The organism is Curtobacterium sp. Leaf261 (assembly GCF_001422205.1).
Classification (GTDB): Bacteria; Actinomycetota; Actinomycetes; order Actinomycetales; family Microbacteriaceae; genus Curtobacterium.
Genome location: NZ_LMMJ01000009.1, coordinates 324,077 through 342,175, shown reverse-complemented (window position 1 = coordinate 342,175; position 18,099 = coordinate 324,077). Strand labels below are relative to the sequence as shown.

Sequence of the window (18,099 nt, the reverse complement as noted above, 5' to 3'; positions counted from 1 at the left end):
GTTTCTATCTCGCGGTGGTATCCGGGGCGGAAGACATTATGTCCTAGACGGGGGCTGCTGAACCGGAATCGTTGCTGCAGGTCTGGTGACCGTGATTTCGGACTATTACCATTCTGCGTAGATCGGCGGGATGGTATGGGCTATCAAAGCGGGTGATCAGCATCGACCGTAAGAACATATCCGCGAAGACCTCGGGCGTATGCCGGAGCATCTCTGGGTTGTTCACTGGCTCTGCGGGAATGGCTCCGAGGACGGCGCGGCGGAGCTCGGATGCCGACACCCCGGTCGTGTGGACACCGCGCATCCCGCGAACAGACGGGGTGACGCCGGCGTGCTCCCCGACCACGACGGTCAGACCTGCGGCCAGGGCTTCGTTGACGGTGAGTCCCCAGACCTCCTGGAGTGCGGGATGTACGAGCACGTCGTGGACTGCGAAGAAGTCGGGCAGCGCTGACGACGGGACGTACCCGGCGAACGTGATCCGTTCCTCCAGTCCGAGGCGCGCGACCAGGCGCTCGAGCGGCTCACGGTCGGGACCCGTCCCGATCACGGTCAGGGTCGCCTCCTCGAGCTCTGGCGCAGCCAGCGCCTCGATGAGGCTGGCAACGTTCTTCCGGGGGATCAGCTGCCCGATGCACAGCAGACGGCGGCCCACCGGGCCGGTGGGCTCGACAACACGGGCGCGCGCGGCCGACGTGCGATCGTGGATCGTCTGGACGTCGACGGCGTTGAAGCCGACGCTGATGCGATCCGGGTCGACGCCCTCGGCGAGGAGCGTATCCCGTGCGGCGATCCCGGGGACCACCACCCCGTCCATGCTCCGGAAGAACGCCCGCCGGACGCGCGCGACGATCCCGCCGGTGTGCTGTTGCGAGAGCCGGTGGGATTCGTAGAAGCCGACGCGACGCACGCCGGCGAGCTTGGCGGACCACGAAGCGATCCAGTAGGCGGGGGAGTCCCACCCACCGATGAGGATCGCGTCCCTGCCGCGGAGGGCGGACGGGCGGATCCAACCCGTGACGTAGTGACGTGCTTCGCCTCGGCGGACGACGTGGCTCCGGAGGAACGTGGTCGTGTACGGGGACTCGCGATCGCCGACGGCCCAGTCGTCGCCACGGTTGTTGTCGTCGCGCTGCAGGTGTTCGTCCGTCTCCAGGAGCCAGACATCGAGGTCGGTGTCCTGCGCGAGAGCGTTCCAGACCGGCACGCGGTACGGGGGCGCAGCATTGGTCAGCCACACGACGGACGGACGCCGGGGGCGGTGCGCTCCCGGGCTGTAGTGCTGCAGGAGCGTGTCGACGACAGCTGCCACAGAGAACGCGCCGGCCAGTGCGTTCCGCATCCCTCGTTCGAGCCGACTGCGGGCGTCGCCGCTCGAGAGCACGGACCGGACAGCCCGAGCGAGGTCCTCGGGGGACCCGTCGGTGACCAGCGCGGCGTCGAGCCCACGCAGCTCGTCGGCGATGCCGCAGTCCTCGGTGAGCACCACCGGTGTACCGGCAGACATGGCTTCGAGGACCGTCATCGGGAAGACCTCGCCGAAGCTCGGGAGGACGAAGACCGCCGCGGTCGACAGGCGCTCGGCGGCGGCACCGGGTGCGAGCGCCCCCTCGTAGGAGATCGGGACGTCGGGGTGCTCGGTGATGTACGACCGCAGTGCCTCGAGATCGCCCTCGTCCGGGCCGATGACGACGAACCGGGTTCCGGGCCGCTCGGCGCTGACGGACGCCGCCATCTCGGCGAACGCGAGGACTCGCTTCCGGGGATGGAGGCGTGCCAGGAACACCACTTCGTCCTGCCGGTCTGCAGACGGGATCCACATGTCCGACTCGCGGGCCTCCACACCGTTCCGGATCCGGGCGACCGCGGCGTGCTCGAACTGTGTGCGCAACGCGTGGTCCTCGGCGTCGGTGAGCGCGAGGACGACTGCCGCTCCGTCGATCGCTCTGGCGGTCAACGCGACGTCGACGACCCGGGGGAGCGGACCGCCGCCGGGCATCACCATGCCGTGGGTCTGCAGGACGTACCGGATGCCCAGACGACGAGCGGCGAGTGCGACCTCGAGATCGATCAGGTGGCGACCGGCGTGGACATGGAGGACGTCGATCTGGTCAGCGTTGTCGGCCAGCCAGGTCCGGACTCCGCGGGACCGCAGTCCGCTGAACCCGAGACCAGGGATGCGTTGGACTCGCGCCAGCACGACCTTGACGCCGGGGACCCGGAGCTCGGCGCCCCCGTCCCACCCGGCGAGCAACACGACGTCGTGACCGCGGCGCGCCAGCTCGCGTGCCTGGGCGACAGCGACCGCGACTGGTCCGCCGAACGCTCCGTCGGCGGAGACGTAGGAGACGAACTGGACGATCCTCATCGTCGGTGACGCCGGTCCTCGGCGGGGAACCGCGTGCCGACCGGAAGCGCCGGCACGCCGTCGACCACGGTGTTCGGCGGGACGTCGCCGCTCACGCGGGACATCGGCCGGGCAAGCGAGGAGCGGCCCATGTGTGTTCCGCCGAGCACGATGCACCGCGACGTCACCCAGACGCCGTCGTCGATCCTGATCGGTCGGGTGATCAGCGACATGTCGTGTCGGTGGGCGTGACTCCCCGTGGTGAGGAACGTCTCCTGCGAGATCACGACGTCATGGCCGATGTGGACGTGGTCCTGGTTGTGGAACCAGACGCCCTCGCCGATCCACGAGTTCGCACCGATGTGCAGCTTCCACGGGAACCGGACCCTGGTTCGTGGCCGGAACGTGACGTGGTCGCCGATGTCCGCACCGAACCACCGGAGCGCGCGGACACGCAAGGAGGAGCTGATCTGCCACGGGTTCGTGACCAGCAGGAGCTCGACGATCGACCAGAGGTAGACGACGGCGACGGGGCGGTCCCATGACCGGCGTTCCCCCGGCGCATCGGCGAGGCTGACGACCGGCACTTCTGGCATACGGGTGTCGTCCTGATCCACGGTCTCCCCTGATGCTGCCCGGTGTGGGCTGCTGATCCGCGACCGAGAACGGTGCGCGATGGGAGCAGCTTAGATGAGCCTGCTTCAGTGCGGAGAGGTCGAGGGACGCGTGTCGAGCATCGTCACGACGCCTTGCACGAACGTGTCTGCCATCGCAGTGAGTGAGGGCATGCCGGCCTTCGCCAGCGCGGCGTGCTGCATGCGGGCGGTGCGCTCTGGCTCCCGGACGAGTCGCCGCACGGCCGCTGCGAACGCCGCACCGTTCCCGGCGACCATGTCGCTGTCGACACCGATCTCCAGGTAGTCCCACTCCGGAGCATGTCGAGCGCCGGTCGTCGTGATGATCGGCAGGCCGAGGACGAACGACTCGGGGGCGATCAGGCCCACCCGCCCCGGGTTCAGGAGTGCGAGGGAGATCCGCGCCATCCGGGCCTTGCAGTCGTCATCGGCACGACCCAGCATGGTCACCTGGCCCCGGTGGACCGCGGGTGCGAGGAGATGATCCTCGTTCCCCTCCCCGGCCACGAGGACATGGACCTGCTCTCCCTGGTCATGGAGGAGCTGGAGCGCCTCCGCCAGGATGTCGACTCGCTTGACCGAGTCGACCCCTCCGATGAACGCGAAGGTCGGGCGGTCCGGTGCCTCCAGCTCGCGACGGACCACGCTCGCCGCGACGGCGCGGACCTCGGTGACCGCCGTGCTCAGCGCGGTCAGGTCCACCGTGTTGTTCAGCGTGGACACGGCGTCGGACCGAGCGCCCCACGCCACGGCCTGCGCCGCCCCCGACTCGGTGTAGGCGAAGACGTGGTCAGCTGTTCGCACCTGCCACTGCTTGGCGGCTCGGCCGATGCGGGAACCGGGCACCACGTAGTCGCCCACATGACCCCAGACCGCAACGGGAGCGCGGTGCGGGGGAAGCAGCGCGCGGAGAGTGTCGAGGGATCCGGCTGCGAGTTCGACGACCAGCGCATCGGCGTCACGGAGGTCGGCCCGGGTCGTGACCGATCTGATGTGTCGAGCACCGAGTCGATACGAGTGCTCGCGCGTGGACGACCGCTGCTCGGACATCATGGCGCCGTCTGCGCGCGAAGCCTGTGTTCCGTCCGGCGTCCCGGTGACGATGGACAACTCGTGTCCGTGTCGGCGGAGCCCTGCACTCACGAGCTCGAACAGCGCCACCCGGTACTGGGGCACGTACGGCTGCACGATCGTCACTCGAGCCACGTTGCTCACACCCCGTTCGGTTGGGAGGACCGTATCCACCCACAACTGTGAGAATGCTCAGCGCGACCGACTCGGGTCCGGGATCCCGCCTGTTCCGCCCCGGAGGACAGCGCCCTCATCGTCGTCCCGCCCTGTTATCGTCGCCCGGGTGGAAACCCGAGGGACCATCGTCATCGTTGGTCTGAACTACGCGCCCGAGACGACCGGCATCGCTCCGTACACGACAGCGTTCGCCCGTGGCCTCGTTGCGCGGGGTTGGCGCACCAGGGTCATCACGACGCATCCGCACTACCCGAGCTGGACGTTGCCGTTCGGCGCCAAGTGGTCGGACACCCGCGTTGTCGACGGAGTGCGGGTCTCCCGGAGGCGACACTTCGTGCCGCAGCGGCCGCGGGGCGTCCTGCGGCTGCTGTCGGAGATCAGCTTCGGGCTCCGAGCCGTGGCGGCCTGGTGGGGGAGAGCGGACGTCATCGTGCTCGTCTCCCCGAGCCTGTTCGCGAGCGCGATGACGATCATGCGGTTGCGGCTCACCGGACGCCGGACGCCGGTGCTCACGTGGATCCAGGACCTCTACTCGCTGGGGATCACCGAGACCGGGCAGGGCTCGAGCCGAGTGGCCGCGGTCATGGCACGCGTGGAGGCCTGGACGATCAGGCACTCGGACGTCGTCGCCGTCATCCACGACCGGTTCCGGAGCCACGTGCTCGCGGACCTCGGCGGGTCGGAGGACTCCACCGTCGTCGTCCGGAACTGGACCCACCTGCAGGACCGGCCCTCGATCAACCGTGCCGCCGTCCGCGCGCGCTTCCGCTGGACCGACTCGGACATCGTCGTGGTGCACGCGGGGGCGATGGGCGTGAAGCAGGGGCTCTCGAACGTCATCGAGGCGGCGAAGCTCGCTGACTTCCGGTCGAGTCGGGTCCGGTTCGTCATGATCGGCGGCGGGAGTCAGCGCGAGGCGCTCGTCGGCAGCTCGATGGGCATCCCGACCATCGAGATCGTCGACTCGCTCCCCGACGAGGACTTCCAGGCGGTGTTGCAGGCCGCCGACGTGCTGCTGGTCAACGAGAAGCCGGGCGTGGCCGGCATGGCCGTCCCGAGCAAGCTCACGTCGTACTTCAACGCCGGTCGCCCGGTCCTGGCCGCGACGGACCCCGGGAGCGTCACCGAGAGCGAGGTGCTCCGCGCCGGCGGGGGAGTTGTCGTGCCCGCCGGGGACCCCGCAGCGCTGGTCGACGCGGCCGAACAGCTCGGAGCAGACCACGCCCGGGCGGACTCGCTCGGGCGCGCAGGGCTCGCGTTCCGCCGCGAGCACCTCTCCGAGGGGGCCGCGATGGATCGATATGCTCAGATCCTCGCCGATCTCCGTTCCGGCGCCGCTCGGCCCTCGGGACGGACCTCCACCTCTCGCACTCTGGGGAACCAATGACCAAGCGCGCCTTCATCACGGGCATCACCGGCCAGGACGGCTCCTACCTCGCCGAACTCCTGCTCCGCAAGGGGTACGAGGTGCACGGCCTGATCCGTCGGGCCTCGACGTTCAACACGTCGCGGATCGACCACCTGTACGTCGACCCGCACGACCCGACCGCCAAGCTGTTCCTGCACTACGGCGACCTCAGCGACGGTGCGCGGCTCGTGAGCCTGCTCGGCGAGCTCAAGCCGGACGAGGTCTACAACCTCGCCGCGCAGTCGCACGTCCGGGTGTCGTTCGACGAGCCCGAGCACACCGGCGACACCACGGGCGTCGGCGCGATGCGGATGCTCGAGGCCGTCCGGATGTCCGGGATCCACACGCGCTTCTACCAGGCGTCGTCGTCGGAGATGTTCGGCGCGACCCCGCCACCGCAGAACGAGGACACGCCGTTCTGGCCGCGCTCGCCGTACGGTGCCGCCAAGGTCTACAGCTACTGGGTGACCCGGAACTACCGCGAGGCGTACGGCATGTTCGCCGTGAACGGGATCCTGTTCAACCACGAGTCACCCCGCCGTGGCGAGACGTTCGTGACACGCAAGATCACCCGCGCGGTCGCCGCGATCAAGGCCGGTCGGCAGGACGACGTCTACCTCGGCAACCTCGACTCCGTCCGCGACTGGGGGTACGCCGCCGAGTACGTCGAGGGCATGTGGCGGATGCTCCAGGTCGACGAGCCGGACGACTTCGTGCTCGCGACCGGTGGGAACTTCACGGTGCGCGACTTCCTGGAGACGGCGTTCCAGCACGCCGGGCTCGACTGGCAGGAGCACGCCAAGTTCGACGAGCGGTACCTGCGTCCATCCGAGGTCGACGCGCTCGTCGGGGACGCCTCGAAGGCCGAGGAGAAGCTCGGCTGGAAGGCGACCGTCGACACCGCCGAACTCGCCCGGATCATGGTGGACGCCGACATCGAAGCGCTCGAGTCCGCTGGTCGTCCGTGGATCGACAAGGTCGAGCTCGAGAGCTGGGGCACCAAGTGAGCGCCGAGTCGGTCGACTTCACCGCCGGTCCGCTCGACCGTGACGCGACGTTCTACGTCGCCGGGCACCGCGGCCTCGTCGGGTCGGCGATCTGGCGTCACCTCGAGTCCCTCGGGTTCACGGGGCTCGTCGGCCGCACGTCGGCGGAGCTCGACCTCAAGGACCGCGCCGCGGTCGCCGCGTTCCTCGCCGAGACGAAGCCGCGCTACGTCGTGCTCGCCGCGGCCAAGGTCGGCGGCATCCTGGCGAACGACACCTACCCCGTCGATTTCCTGACCGACAACCTGCAGATCCAGGTCAACGTGATGGACGCCGCGGTCGACGCCGGGGTCGAGCGCCTGATGTTCCTCGGCTCGTCGTGCATCTACCCGAAGTTCGCGGAGCAGCCGATCCGCGAGGACTCCCTGCTGACGGGGCATCTGGAGCCCACGAACGACGCCTACGCGATCGCGAAGATCGCCGGGATCATGCACGTCCAGTCCGTCCGACGCCAGTACGGGCTCCCGTGGATCTCCGCGATGCCGACGAACCTCTACGGACCGGGCGACAACTTCTCGCCGAAGGGCTCGCACGTCCTCCCGGCACTCATCCGCCGTTACGACGAGGCCGTGCAGAACGGCGCGTCGACGGTCGAGAACTGGGGCACCGGCGCACCCCGTCGCGAGTTCCTGCACGTCGACGACCTGGCCGCCGCGGTGCTGCACCTGATGGAGCACCACGACGGTCCCGCCCAGGTCAACGTCGGCACCGGGACGGACGTCACGATCAAGGAGATCGCGGAGACGATCGCGTCCGTGGTCGGCTTCGAGGGCGAGACGAAGTGGGACTCGTCGAAGCCGGACGGCACACCGCAGAAGCTCCTCGACGTGACCAAGCTCGCCGACGCGGGGTGGACGTCGCAGATCGGGCTCGAGGACGGTCTCCGCTCGACGATCGAGTGGTACCGGGAGAACTCGGCACACCTCCGGGAGTGATCGCGACCGCGATCACCACCCCCATAAGATGAGCACATGTCCGACCTCCCGGAGTCGGGACGCTCGCAGTCGCAGTCTCGGACCCGCACGAGGCCGGTGCTCTGGGCCGTCCTCGTGCTCGTGCTCCTCGTCGTCGCAGCCGTGCTGTGGGTGGGTGTCCGGGGTGCGATGGCCGCCCGCGACCTCAAGCAGTCTGTCGCGCTCGTCTCGACCGTGCGGACGCAGATCACCCACGGCGACACCGCCGCTGCGACGTCGACCGTCCGACAGCTCCGCGATCGGGCGACCTCAGCCGAACACCTGACGAGCGACCCGGTCTGGCGGATGGTCGAGTTCGTCCCGCTCGCCGGCCCCAACCTCCGGGCCGTCCGACAGGTCGCCGCGGTGGTGGCGGACGTGTCGGACAACGCGGTGCAGCCTGCCGTCGGAGTCCTGGACGACGTCGACGTGTCCCAGTTCAGACCCACCGGCGGCAAGATCGACCTGCAGCCGCTGGTGCGCGCACAGAAGCCGGTCGACCGGGCGACCAGGACGCTCGACCGCGCGCTGCAGGACGCCTCCGACATCGACACCTCCGGCACGGTGGGCGCGGTCAACGACGCGGTCGGGCAGCTCGTGGCGACGCTCACCACGACGAGCCGGCAGGCGGTCGTCGCGGACAAGGCCGTCGACCTCGCGCCGGCGATGCTCGGCGCGGACGGCCCGAAGAACTACCTGCTGCTGTTCCAGAACAACGCCGAGCTGCGCGCGGGCGGTGGCATCCCCGGCGCCGTGGCGTACGTGCACGCGGAGGACGGATCGCTCCAACTGCAGCAGCAGTCGTCCGGCGCGGGGATCGGCATGTTCGACCCCTCGGTCCTCCCGCTCTCCACCGACACCCGCGGCCTCTACGGCGACATCACCGGCCAGTACATGCAGGACGTCACCCTCACGCCGCGCTTCGACCTCAGTGCGAAGCTCGCCCGCGAGATGTGGAAGCGGAAGTACGGGCAGGAGGTCGACGGCGTCCTGACGCTCGACCCCGTGACCCTCGGCTACATCCTCAAGGCCACCGGTCCCGTCACGCTGCCCACCGGCGACACGCTCACCGCCGACAACGCGGCGTCGCTCCTGCTGAGCGAGGCGTACGCCAAGTACCCGGACCCAACGGTGCAGGACGCCTTCTTCGCGAGCGCCGCCGGCGCCGTGTTCACCAAGGTCGCGTCCGGCGACTTCGACCCGAAGGCCTTCATCGGTGCCCTGACGACGGGCGTGGACGAGCGCCGCGTGCTGCTCTGGAGTGCCGACCCGGCGGAGCAGCGGACCATCAGCGGCACCGCCATCGCGGGCGAGCTGCCGACCAGCACGGACGCCGAGTCCCGCTTCGGCGTCTACCTGAACGACGCGACCGGCGCGAAGATGGACTACTACCTCACCGAGCAGATCGCCGTCGGCAGCCAGGTGTGCCGCGCCGACGGGCGGCCGACCTGGACGGTCGACGTGACCCTGCAGAACACCGCACCGGCGGATGCCGGAACCAGCCTCCCCGAGTACGTGACCGGCGGTGGTGCGTTCGGCGTCCCTCCCGGCCAGGTGCAGACGAACCTGTTGGTCTATGCCCCCACTTCAGGGGTGTTCCTCAGCGCGACCCGGGACGGACAGCCGGCCGCACCGCAGACGGCCACCGACGGCAAGTACCCGGTCGTGCAGCTCCAAACCCGCCTCTCACCGGGGGAAAGCACGACCGTTCGAATCCAGTACCTCGGTCCGGTGCGCGCCGCCAAGTCCACCGTGAGCGTCGAGTCGACGCCCGGAGTTCACGCGAATGTTACAAAACCCCTGGCACTGTCCTGTGAATGACCAGTAACCTGAGAGCACTTCGCTATTCGCGTCGCCGACCGACAGGGGTCGTCCGGCGGCCTTGGCACTCACCTCTGGGGACATTCATGAAGAAGCTCATCACCGCTGTCGTGATCGCCGCGGCCGCACTCATCGCCGTTCCGACGGCCGCCAACGCCGCCGGCTACGTGCCGACCGGCTCGGTCACCGTGTCGAACTCGGTCGTCGCCGGTGGCACGACCACCGTCAACATCGCAGCGGGCGCGTTCGTCGGCAACGAGACCGTGAACATCACGGTCACCGGTGCCGGAGCCGCGACGATCGGCGCACTGCCGACCACCACGGTCCGCGCGACCAAGACCGCGTCCTCGAACGGTTCGCTGGCCATCGCGGTCACGCCCCCCGTCGGCGGCTCGGGCACCTACTCGCTCACCGCGACCGGTGCGACCTCCGGCAACGTCGCGACCACGGCGCTGACCGTCGTCCCCTCGGCCGCCGGTGGCGCAGCCGCCTCGGCCACCAACCCCGGCACCGGCCTCGCCTTCACCGGCTCGACCGTGCCGGCGCTCGTCGGCTGGGCAGCCGGCGGAGCGATCGCCCTCGGCGTCGCGCTCATGGTCGTCATGGGCCTCGTCCGCCGCCAGCGGAACGCCGCGTAGCACCACTCCTCGAGACCCCCTGGCCATCGGCCAGGGGGTCTCGTCATGTCCGGGGGCGGCGCCGTCGCAGCGCGACGGTGACGAGTGCGCCGCCGAGCAGCGCACCGAGCGTGTTCGCCAGGACGTCGGCCGCCGACGCGGTGCGGCCGGTGAGCCACACCGCCTGCGTGAACTCGACCAGGAGGGACGCTGCGAGTCCCACGACACCGCCCGCCCACCAGAGTGGTCGGCCGAGCACCGACGTGACGAAGGCCCCGAGCGGGACGAAGAGCAGCACGTTGGCGCTGAACTCCACGACGTCGTAGTCGAACCACCCCGGGACCCCGTGCCGATGGAGCGCGGCCAGCACGCGCTCCAGGACCGGGTCGACCGAGGCGTCCACCGGTGTCGGCCAGAACAGGATCAGACCGCCGGCGACCGCCATGGCGATGAGTCCGACCCACTCACCCCGCCGCAGCCGTCGCTCCATCCTCCGAACCTAGGGGATCGGCGGCGGTGGGCATGGCCGGCGGGATAGCGTTGACGAGACGACGGAGGTGGGGATGACGCGGACGCAGCGGACATGGCTCTGGTCGGCGGGCGCGATCCTGCTCGTGGCCGTCGTCGTGATCGTGCTCGTCGTGGTGCACGCCTCGGCAGCGCCCCCGCGGGCGGCCGGCACCGCGGCACCCGATCGGACACCGTCACCGACGGCCACGCGGACGACGCCGCCACCGGCCGCGATCCCGGCGGCGCCCTCGGCCGAGGCGCTCGCCACGCTGCCGCTGGCCTACCACGACGCCGTCGTGCCGCAGCTGCTCGACGGGACGACGGTGCAGCCCGCGAACCAGTGGGAGATCGCGACACCGCGCGCACCGCTCGTCGCCCTGTTCGCGTCACCCGCGGCCGACGCCGCTCCCGTCGCGACCCTCGCCTCGACCGTCGCGACCATCAACCGACCGGCGGCGACGGCGGTCTGGGGTGTGTCGGACGGCGCGGACGGCGGCATGGTCCTGGTGTCCACCCCCGCACGGAACCGCACGCCGGGCGACGGCGGGGTCGCGGACGCCCCGAGTGCCACGTTCGCATGGGCCCGCGCTGCGGACTTCACCCTGACGGCGGTCACCGAGATGGTCCACGTCGACGTCGCCGCCTCGACCGTGTCGATCGTCGGACGCGACGGCGCCGTCCGCACCACCGAGAGCGCGCGACTCGGGACCCCGGACGACCCGACACCCGCGGCGACCTCCACCTACCTCGAGGCCTCGTACGTCGACCCGACGATCGGGTACACCGAGGGCCACCCGATCGCGCTCACGGGTGCGCACTCGTCGCGGATCCCGTCCTACGGCGGGAACGCGGCACTCACGGCGCTGCACTTCTACCCGGACCCGACGGGGAGCTCCCACGGATGCGTCCGGGTGTCCGCCGCCATGACGGACGCGCTCGCGCAGCTGCCGGTCGGCACAGCCATCGACTTCCGCTGACGGGCGGCTCCGGCCGACGTGCGGCTTCCGCTGACGGGCGGCTCCGGCCGACGTGCGGCGGGGTTCACCGGGGGAGCGGACCGCCGGTGACCAGGTCGCCACCCCGTGGCCGCGACGCCCACAGCTGGGCGACGAGACCGGCCGCCAGGAACCCGAGCATGAGCGCCCCCATCGCGGTCGCGGTCCCGCCGAGCGCTCCGGCGAGCGGGGTGGCGAGCCCGCCGAGCCCGAACTGCAGCCCGCCGACCAGGGCCGACGCGGTCCCGGGGTGTCGGTGCCCGAGCGCCTGCGTGAGCGTGACGGAACCGGGGATCACCCAGCCCCAGCCCGCGGTCACGGCGGCCAGCGCGGGCCACACCAGGGCCGGACCGACCCCGGTCGTCGCACCGACCAGCACGAGCACCGACCCGAGGGTGCAGACGGTGAGCCCGATCGTGTAGAGACGGTCCTCGTCGAACCGGCCGACGATCCGACGGAAGACCAGGGTCGAGACGATCATGCACGACGCGTTCGAGGCGAAGACGAGCGTGTACAGGCCCTCCCCGAAGCCGTACTGCTGCTGGAACACGAACGACGACGTCGCGATGTACGAGAAGAAGCCGATCGTCGCCGTGCATCCCGTGACCAGGTACCAGCGGAACCGGGGGATCCGCAGGAGCTCAGCCATCCGACCGACGACCATCCGGGGACGGCTCCCGCCCGGGGTCCGGGCCACGAGGGTCTCGGGCAGCTGGCGGGCGGCCGCCAGGGTGAGCACGAGACCGAGCAGGGCGAGCACGACGAACGCTGCGCGCCAGGACGAGAACGACAGCACCAGACCACCGACGAGCGGCGCGACCACCGGGCCGACGGAGTTCACCACGGCGAGCGTCGCGTAGAGCCGACTCCGCACCGTCCCGGTGGCGGCGTCGCCGACCATCGCCCGTCCGGACACCGCGGCGGCCGCACCGCCGAGACCCTGCACGATGCGGGCCGCGACGAGCGTCCCGACGTCGGGGGCGAGTGCGCAGACGATGCTCGCGAGCGTGAAGACGACGGTCCCGCCCAGCAGGATGCGCCGACGTCCGACGCCGTCGCTGATCGGACCCACGACGAACTGCCCCACCGCGAACGCCACGAGGAAGGCCGTGAGCGTCAGCTGCACCGACGCGGTCGACGCACCGAGGTCGTCCGCGATCGCCGGCAGGCCGGGGATGTAGAGGTCGGTCGCGAACGGCGAGATCCCGACGATGAGCGCCAGCGTCAGCAGGGGACCGCGGCGCCTGGTCCACGCGGTCCGCGGGTCCGGTGCGCCCTCGGCGGAGGAGGGCGGGGCGTCGTCGCTCATCCGGCCCGACGATAGACCCGGGCGACCCCGCGCGTAGGATCGGACATTCACCGAGGGAAGGCTGGCGGATGCGTGTGGCGCTCGGGTTCGACGTCGGGACCTCGAGCACGAAGGCGCTCCTCGTCGCGTTCGACGGCACGGTCGTCGCCGAGTCGACCCGCCCGCACGACGTCGACCGTCCGGCGCAGGGCCTCGTCGAGATGGACGGCGACCTCTGGTGGGACGAGTTCGTCGTGCTCGCGCACGAGCTCCTGACGCTCGCACCGGACGCCGAGGTCTGCTCGGTCGGGGTGAGCGGCATCGGGCCGTGCGTCCTGCTCAGCGACGATGCCGGCCGTCCGGTCCGCCCGGCGATCCTCTACGGCGTCGACACCCGCACCGCGGACATGCTCGACGAGGTCACGGCGGAGCTCGGCGGCATCGAGGCCGTCCGCGCCCGGTGCGGCTCCGACCTCAGCACGCAGGCCGCGGGCGTGAAGCTCGCCTGGGTGGCCAGGAACGAGCCGGACGTCTGGGCACGGGCGTCGCGCTTCACGATGCCGTCGTCCCGCATCGTCGAGTGCCTGACCGGCGAGTACGTGCTCGACCACCACTCGGCGAGCCAGTGCACGCCGCTGTACGACCTGACCGAGAACGACTGGATCGCGCCGTGGGCCGAGACCCTCGCGCCGGGGCTCGCCCTCCCGCGGCTCCTGTGGTCCGGTGAGTGCGCCGGTGTCGTGACGGACGCGGCGGCCGCGGCCACGGGCCTCCCGGCCGGCATCCCGGTGGCAGCCGGGACCATCGACGCCTGGGCGGAGGGCGTCAGCGTCGGCGTCGAGCAGCCCGGCCGGATGTTCCTGCAGTACGGGTCGACCACCTTCATGATCGTGCCGATCGCGGAGCCGCACCACGTCCCCGGCATGTGGACGACCGCGAGCACCTCGCCGGGGCACGCGAGCGTCGCCGGCGGCATGGCGACGTCCGGCGCCATCACCGACTGGCTGAAGCGACTGACCGGCGCAACGTGGTCGGAGCTGCTCGACGAGGCAGCCGCGTCCGGCGTCGGGGCCGAGGGACTCGCGGTCCTGCCGTACTTCGCGGGGGAGCGCACGCCCATCGCGGACCCGGACGCCCGCGGCGTGATCGCCGGGCTGACCATCCGACACACGCGGGGCGACATCTACCGTGCGGTGCTCGAGGCGACGGCGTTCGCGGTCCGGCACAACCTCGAGGTCCTCGCGGCGTCCGGGGTGCACGTCGGGTCGCTCGTCGGCGCCGGTGGGGGGCTGCTCGGTCGGCTCTGGCCGCAGATCGTCACCGACGTCTGCGGTCTGCCCCAGACGATCCCGTCGGTCACGGTCGGGGCGGCGTTCGGGTCGGCGTTCCTCGCGGCGGCGCTCGTCGAGCCGGTCTCGCTCCCGGAGTGGAACCCGACGGCCGAGGTCCTGGTGCCGGACCCGACCACGACGGCCGCGTACGAGCAGGGGTACCGGGACTTCCGGCAGCTCTACCGGGACACCGCGGACGTCGTGCACCGGCTGGCCGAGCGGACGTGACGACGGCCGCCGGGCGGGCATGATCGCCGGGCGGGCATGATCGCCGGGCGGGCATGATCGCCGGGCGGGCATGATCGCCGGGCGGGCATGACGATGGCCGCCGGGCGGTCGAGGAGGCGGACGACACCTCCCCGACCGGCCGACGGCCACCGGCACGCTGCGGGTCAGGCCGCGTCGGTCCCCACGGGTGCGCTGCCGTCGTACGCGCAGATCGCGTCGACCTTCTCCTTCGAGTGGCTCGTCGGGTCGAACTCGTACCCGAGCCACTCCTTGGCCATGCGGCGGGCGACCTCGATGCCCACGACACGCTGGCCCATGCAGAGGACCTGGCAGTCGTTCGACAGGACGCTCCGCTCGACCGAGAACGAGTCGTGCGCGGTCGCGGCGCGGATCCCGGGGACCTTGTTCGCCGAGATCGCCACACCGAGCCCGGTGCCGCAGATCAGGATGGCCCGGTCGGCCTCGCCGGCGATGATCTTCCGACCGGCGTCGACGGCGATGTGCGGGTAGGCGGTGTGGCCGTCCGCGTCGACGCCGACGTCCACGACGCTCGACACGCGCGGGTCCTGCAGGAGGTCGGCCTTGATCGCCTCCTTGTACTCGAAGCCGGCGTCGTCGGATCCGACGATCACGCGGTAGGTGGTGTCGCTCATGCGTGTGTCCCTTCGGTACGGTCGGCGAGGACGTCGCCGATGGTGGTGAGGATCATGCCCATCGAGGTGGCACCGGCATCCGGCGTCCCGATGCTCTTCTCGGCGAGCGGTCGGGCGCGCCCGACCTTCGGGCGGAGCTCCCTGGTCGCCTCCGCCTCGCGGGTCGCGACCTCCGCGGCGGCCTTCCAGGCGGACGGGAGGCCCTCCCCGGCCCCGACACGCTGGTGCAGCTCGTCGACGAACGGCAGGAGCGCGTCGAGCAGCGTCTTGTCGCCGCGCCCCGCGCCACCGAGGTGCTGGATCGCATCCGCGAACGCCGTCGCAGCGTCCGCCACGTCGGCCGCCGTGTACTCGTCACGCGAGTCCCCGAGCGAGCGCCCGAACGACTCGAGTGCGGCGCCCCACAGGACGCCGGAGGTGCCACCGGCGTACTCGGCCCACGCGTCGCCCGCACGGCCGAGCACGAAGGCGACCCCGGCTTCGGTGCCGATCCGGTCGACGCGCTTGGTGGCCGCGCCGATGCCCTTGAGCATCCCGCGTCCGTGGTCACCGTCGCCGGCGACCGCGTCGATCCGGCCGAGCTCCTCCTCGTTCTCGCGGAGGAGCGTGTGCATCGCGGCGAGGACGGCGCGGGCGGTGTCGGCCGCGTGCCGGGCCGCGTCAGTGGCGTCGGGGACGGTGTCCTCGGCGTCGTCGGCGAGGTCGTCGTCGCTCGGCACGACCAGCGCGGCGACGGGGGCTGCGGCCTTGCGGTAGGCGGGCGTGTACGCGTCCGCACGCCAGAGCCGCTCGAGCTCGTCGTCGAGCCACTGCAGCGTCAGTGAGCAGCCGCCCATGTCGAGGCTCGTGACGATCTCGCCGACCTCGGGCTCGACGGTCGTGATGCCCGCGTCGGCGAGCCGCGCGGCCACGTGGCGCCAGAGCAGGAAGAGCTCCTCGTACTTCGTGTCGCCGAGCCCGTTCAGGATCGGCGCGACCCTAGTGCCGGCGTTCGCGGGCCGGTCGGCGAGCAGCCGGTCGACGAACAGGTCGGCGAGGTCCTTCGCGCGGAGCATCGGGACGTCCTCGATGCCCGGTTCGCCGTGGATGCCGAGCCCGAGCCCGAGATGACCCTCCGGCACGCTGAACAGCGGGGTGTCCGCGCCGGGCATGGTGCACCCGGAGAACGCGACGCCGAGCGTGCGGGTCGCGGTGTTCGAGGCGTTCCCGATCCGCTCGACCTCGTCGAGGTCGACGCCCTCCGCTGCGGCCGCGCCCATGGCCTTGAACACCGAGAAGTCCCCGGCGATCCCGCGGCGCTTCGACTCGTCGTCCGAGGACGCGATGTCGTCGGTGACGATGACGATGCGGGTGTCGATGCCCTCGGCGTTCAGCCGTTCGGCCGCGAGCCCGAAGTTCATCGTGTCGCCCGCGTAGTTGCCGAAGCTCAGGACGACGCCCCGGCCCTGGTCGGCGGCCTTGGCGACCGAGTACACCTGCGCCGCGGACGGCGAGGTGAACACGTTGCCGACGACCGCGCCGGTGGCGAACCCCGGCCCGACCGTGCCGCAGAACGCGGGGTAGTGGCCGGAGCCGCCGCCGATCACGACGGCGACCTGCGGTGCGGCGTCGGCGGTGCGGAGTGCGACGGCACCACCGTGGACCCCGCGGACCCGGTCGGCGTACAGCGCGAGCCATCCGGCGAACTGGTCGTCGGCGAAGTCCTCCGGGTCGTCGTGGATCGTCGTCATCGGGCGCTCATGCTCGGGATGATCGACACCTTGACCGACCCGCCCGACGAGTCGCCGACCAGGTCGAGCGCCTCCTGGAACTGCTCGAGCGGGAACTGGTGCGTGCAGATCTCGTCCATCGGCAGGGTGCCCGCCTCGAGGAGCTTGATCGCGGCCGGCCAGGTGTGCGGGCCGAGGTGCGCGCCGCGGATGTCGAGCTCCTTGTCGTCGGAGATGATCGACCAGTCGACGGAGACGGCGTCCTTGAACACCGAGTACTCGACGAACGTGCCGAGCTTCCGGAGCAGGTTGAGGCCCTGCGGGACGGCGGACGGGTGCCCGGTCGCCTCGATGTAGACGTCGGCGCCGTAGCCACCGGTCATCTCCTTGATGATCGACACCGCGTCCTGCTCGGCGATGTTGATCGTCATGTCGGCGCCGACCTTCTCGGCGAGGGCGAGCTTCTCCGGGACGACGTCGAGCGCGATGATCTTGAGCGGGTTCTTCTGGCGGGCACCGGCGATGGCGCTGAGGCCGATCGGCCCGGCGCCGGCGATCACGACGACGTCGTTGAACTTGATCTCGGCGCGCTCGACGGCGTGGAAGGCGCAGGAGAGCGGCTCGGCGAACGCGGCGACGTGGCCGGGGAGGTCGCGCTTGACCGGGTGGGTCAGGGCCTGCGTCGGGACGAGGACGTACTCGGCCATGGCGCCGTCGTAGCCCTTGAACCCGAACATGTCGTGCACGGCGCACATCCAGTACGCGCCCTCGAGGCAGTAGCGGCACTCCCAGCACGGCACGATCTGCTCGCAGGCGATCCGGTCGCCGATCGCGAGGCCGCGCTTGTCGAGTGCACCGTCTCCGGCGGAGACGACCGTGCCGACGAACTCGTGACCGGGGATGCGGTCCTTCTCGGCCCAGGCGGGGCGGTTCTCGTCGCCCCAGAACTTCGCGGCACCGTGGTAGCACTTCAGGTCGCTGGCGCAGACACCGACCGCGTCGGTCTTGAGCAGCAGCTCGCCCGGGCCGGGGACCGGGACCGGACGCTCCTCGAGGCGGTAGTCCTCGGGGCCGTGGACGACGACCGCGCGCATCGTGGTGGGGATCGTGTCCGTGCCCGAGGGCGTGGGGGAGATGGTCGTGGACATGGGTCAGGCCTCCGTTGGTCTCGTCCTGCCGCGGGGTCGCTGCATCGCGACGAACACGGCTGTCGCGTCCTCGCGACGTGAGTGACGATACACCTCTCGGAACAGAAGTCGAGAACAGAATTTCTGAGCAGCCGTCCGGCGCACTCCGACACGCCCGGAGAA

15 protein-coding genes are annotated in these 18,099 nt (G+C 70.9%); 7 read left to right on the top strand and 8 right to left on the bottom strand.

What is annotated here, in order from left to right; genetic code table 11:
• Nucleotides 1–43: 43 nt before the first annotated feature.
• The 3 genes from ASF23_RS12580 to ASF23_RS12570 form a co-directional block, all read right to left on the bottom strand.
• Nucleotides 44–2,368 (bottom strand): glycosyltransferase, encoded by a 2,325-nt coding sequence (locus ASF23_RS12580; protein WP_055953996.1) that lies wholly within the window; start codon nt 2,366–2,368, stop codon nt 44–46.
• A complete protein-coding gene (locus ASF23_RS12575; protein WP_055953993.1) occupies nt 2,365–2,943 on the bottom strand; it encodes an acetyltransferase in 579 nt (192 codons plus the stop codon). The genes ASF23_RS12580 and ASF23_RS12575 overlap by 4 nt, the downstream gene beginning before the upstream one ends.
• Nucleotides 2,944–3,048: 105 nt before the next feature.
• Entirely contained in the window at nt 3,049–4,179 is a 1,131-nt protein-coding gene (locus ASF23_RS12570) for a glycosyltransferase (RefSeq protein WP_055953990.1), read from the bottom strand.
• Between the two features lie 157 nt (nt 4,180–4,336).
• On the opposite strand from ASF23_RS12570, the gene ASF23_RS12565 reads away from it, so the two are divergent.
• From ASF23_RS12565 to ASF23_RS12545, 5 genes are all read left to right on the top strand, one after another.
• On the top strand, nt 4,337–5,617 hold the full coding sequence (locus ASF23_RS12565) for a glycosyltransferase family 4 protein (protein ID WP_055953988.1): 1,281 nt from the start codon (nt 4,337–4,339) through the stop codon (nt 5,615–5,617).
• Entirely contained in the window at nt 5,614–6,645 is a 1,032-nt protein-coding gene (gmd, locus tag ASF23_RS12560; protein WP_055953985.1) for a GDP-mannose 4,6-dehydratase, read from the top strand. The genes ASF23_RS12565 and gmd overlap by 4 nt, the downstream gene beginning before the upstream one ends.
• Nucleotides 6,642–7,619, top strand: a complete 978-nt coding sequence (locus ASF23_RS12555) for a GDP-L-fucose synthase family protein (RefSeq protein WP_200919354.1) — start codon at nt 6,642–6,644, stop codon at nt 7,617–7,619. The genes gmd and ASF23_RS12555 overlap by 4 nt, the downstream gene beginning before the upstream one ends.
• Before the next feature lie 36 nt (nt 7,620–7,655).
• Nucleotides 7,656–9,458 (top strand): DUF4012 domain-containing protein, encoded by a 1,803-nt coding sequence (locus tag ASF23_RS12550; protein WP_055953984.1) that lies wholly within the window; start codon nt 7,656–7,658, stop codon nt 9,456–9,458.
• Between the two features lie 86 nt (nt 9,459–9,544).
• Complete coding sequence (locus ASF23_RS12545; protein WP_055953981.1) at nt 9,545–10,096, top strand: hypothetical protein; 552 nt, start codon at nt 9,545–9,547, stop codon at nt 10,094–10,096.
• Between the two features lie 43 nt (nt 10,097–10,139).
• Here ASF23_RS12545 and ASF23_RS12540 read toward each other — a convergent pair whose 3' ends face one another.
• Entirely contained in the window at nt 10,140–10,565 is a 426-nt protein-coding gene (locus ASF23_RS12540) for a VanZ family protein (protein WP_055953978.1), read from the bottom strand.
• Nucleotides 10,566–10,638: 73 nt separating this feature from the next.
• On the opposite strand from ASF23_RS12540, the gene ASF23_RS12535 reads away from it, so the two are divergent.
• Complete coding sequence (locus tag ASF23_RS12535; RefSeq protein WP_055953975.1) at nt 10,639–11,562, top strand: L,D-transpeptidase; 924 nt, start codon at nt 10,639–10,641, stop codon at nt 11,560–11,562.
• 64 nt (nt 11,563–11,626) lie between these two features.
• On the opposite strand, the gene ASF23_RS12530 is transcribed toward ASF23_RS12535, so the two are convergent.
• On the bottom strand, nt 11,627–12,889 hold the full coding sequence (locus ASF23_RS12530) for a multidrug effflux MFS transporter (protein WP_055953972.1): 1,263 nt from the start codon (nt 12,887–12,889) through the stop codon (nt 11,627–11,629).
• 68 nt (nt 12,890–12,957) lie between these two features.
• On the opposite strand from ASF23_RS12530, the gene ASF23_RS12525 reads away from it, so the two are divergent.
• Entirely contained in the window at nt 12,958–14,427 is a 1,470-nt protein-coding gene (locus ASF23_RS12525) for an FGGY family carbohydrate kinase (protein WP_055953969.1), read from the top strand.
• 164 nt (nt 14,428–14,591) lie between these two features.
• Here the strand turns inward: ASF23_RS12525 and ASF23_RS12520 are convergent, their stop codons facing one another.
• Genes ASF23_RS12520 through ASF23_RS12510 form a run of 3 tightly spaced genes read right to left on the bottom strand, consistent with a single transcriptional unit; the run spans nt 14,592 to nt 17,937 of the window.
• Complete coding sequence (locus ASF23_RS12520; protein ID WP_055953967.1) at nt 14,592–15,080, bottom strand: ribose-5-phosphate isomerase; 489 nt, start codon at nt 15,078–15,080, stop codon at nt 14,592–14,594.
• Nucleotides 15,077–16,810 (bottom strand): dihydroxyacetone kinase family protein, encoded by a 1,734-nt coding sequence (locus ASF23_RS12515; RefSeq protein ID WP_055953964.1) that lies wholly within the window; start codon nt 16,808–16,810, stop codon nt 15,077–15,079. Before ASF23_RS12515 ends, ASF23_RS12520 begins: the two co-directional genes overlap by 4 nt.
• Nucleotides 16,807–17,937: a zinc-binding dehydrogenase gene (locus ASF23_RS12510; RefSeq protein ID WP_055953962.1), complete on the bottom strand. Its 1,131-nt coding sequence runs from the start codon at nt 17,935–17,937 to the stop codon at nt 16,807–16,809. Before ASF23_RS12510 ends, ASF23_RS12515 begins: the two co-directional genes overlap by 4 nt.
• Between the last annotated feature and the right edge of the window lie 162 nt (nt 17,938–18,099).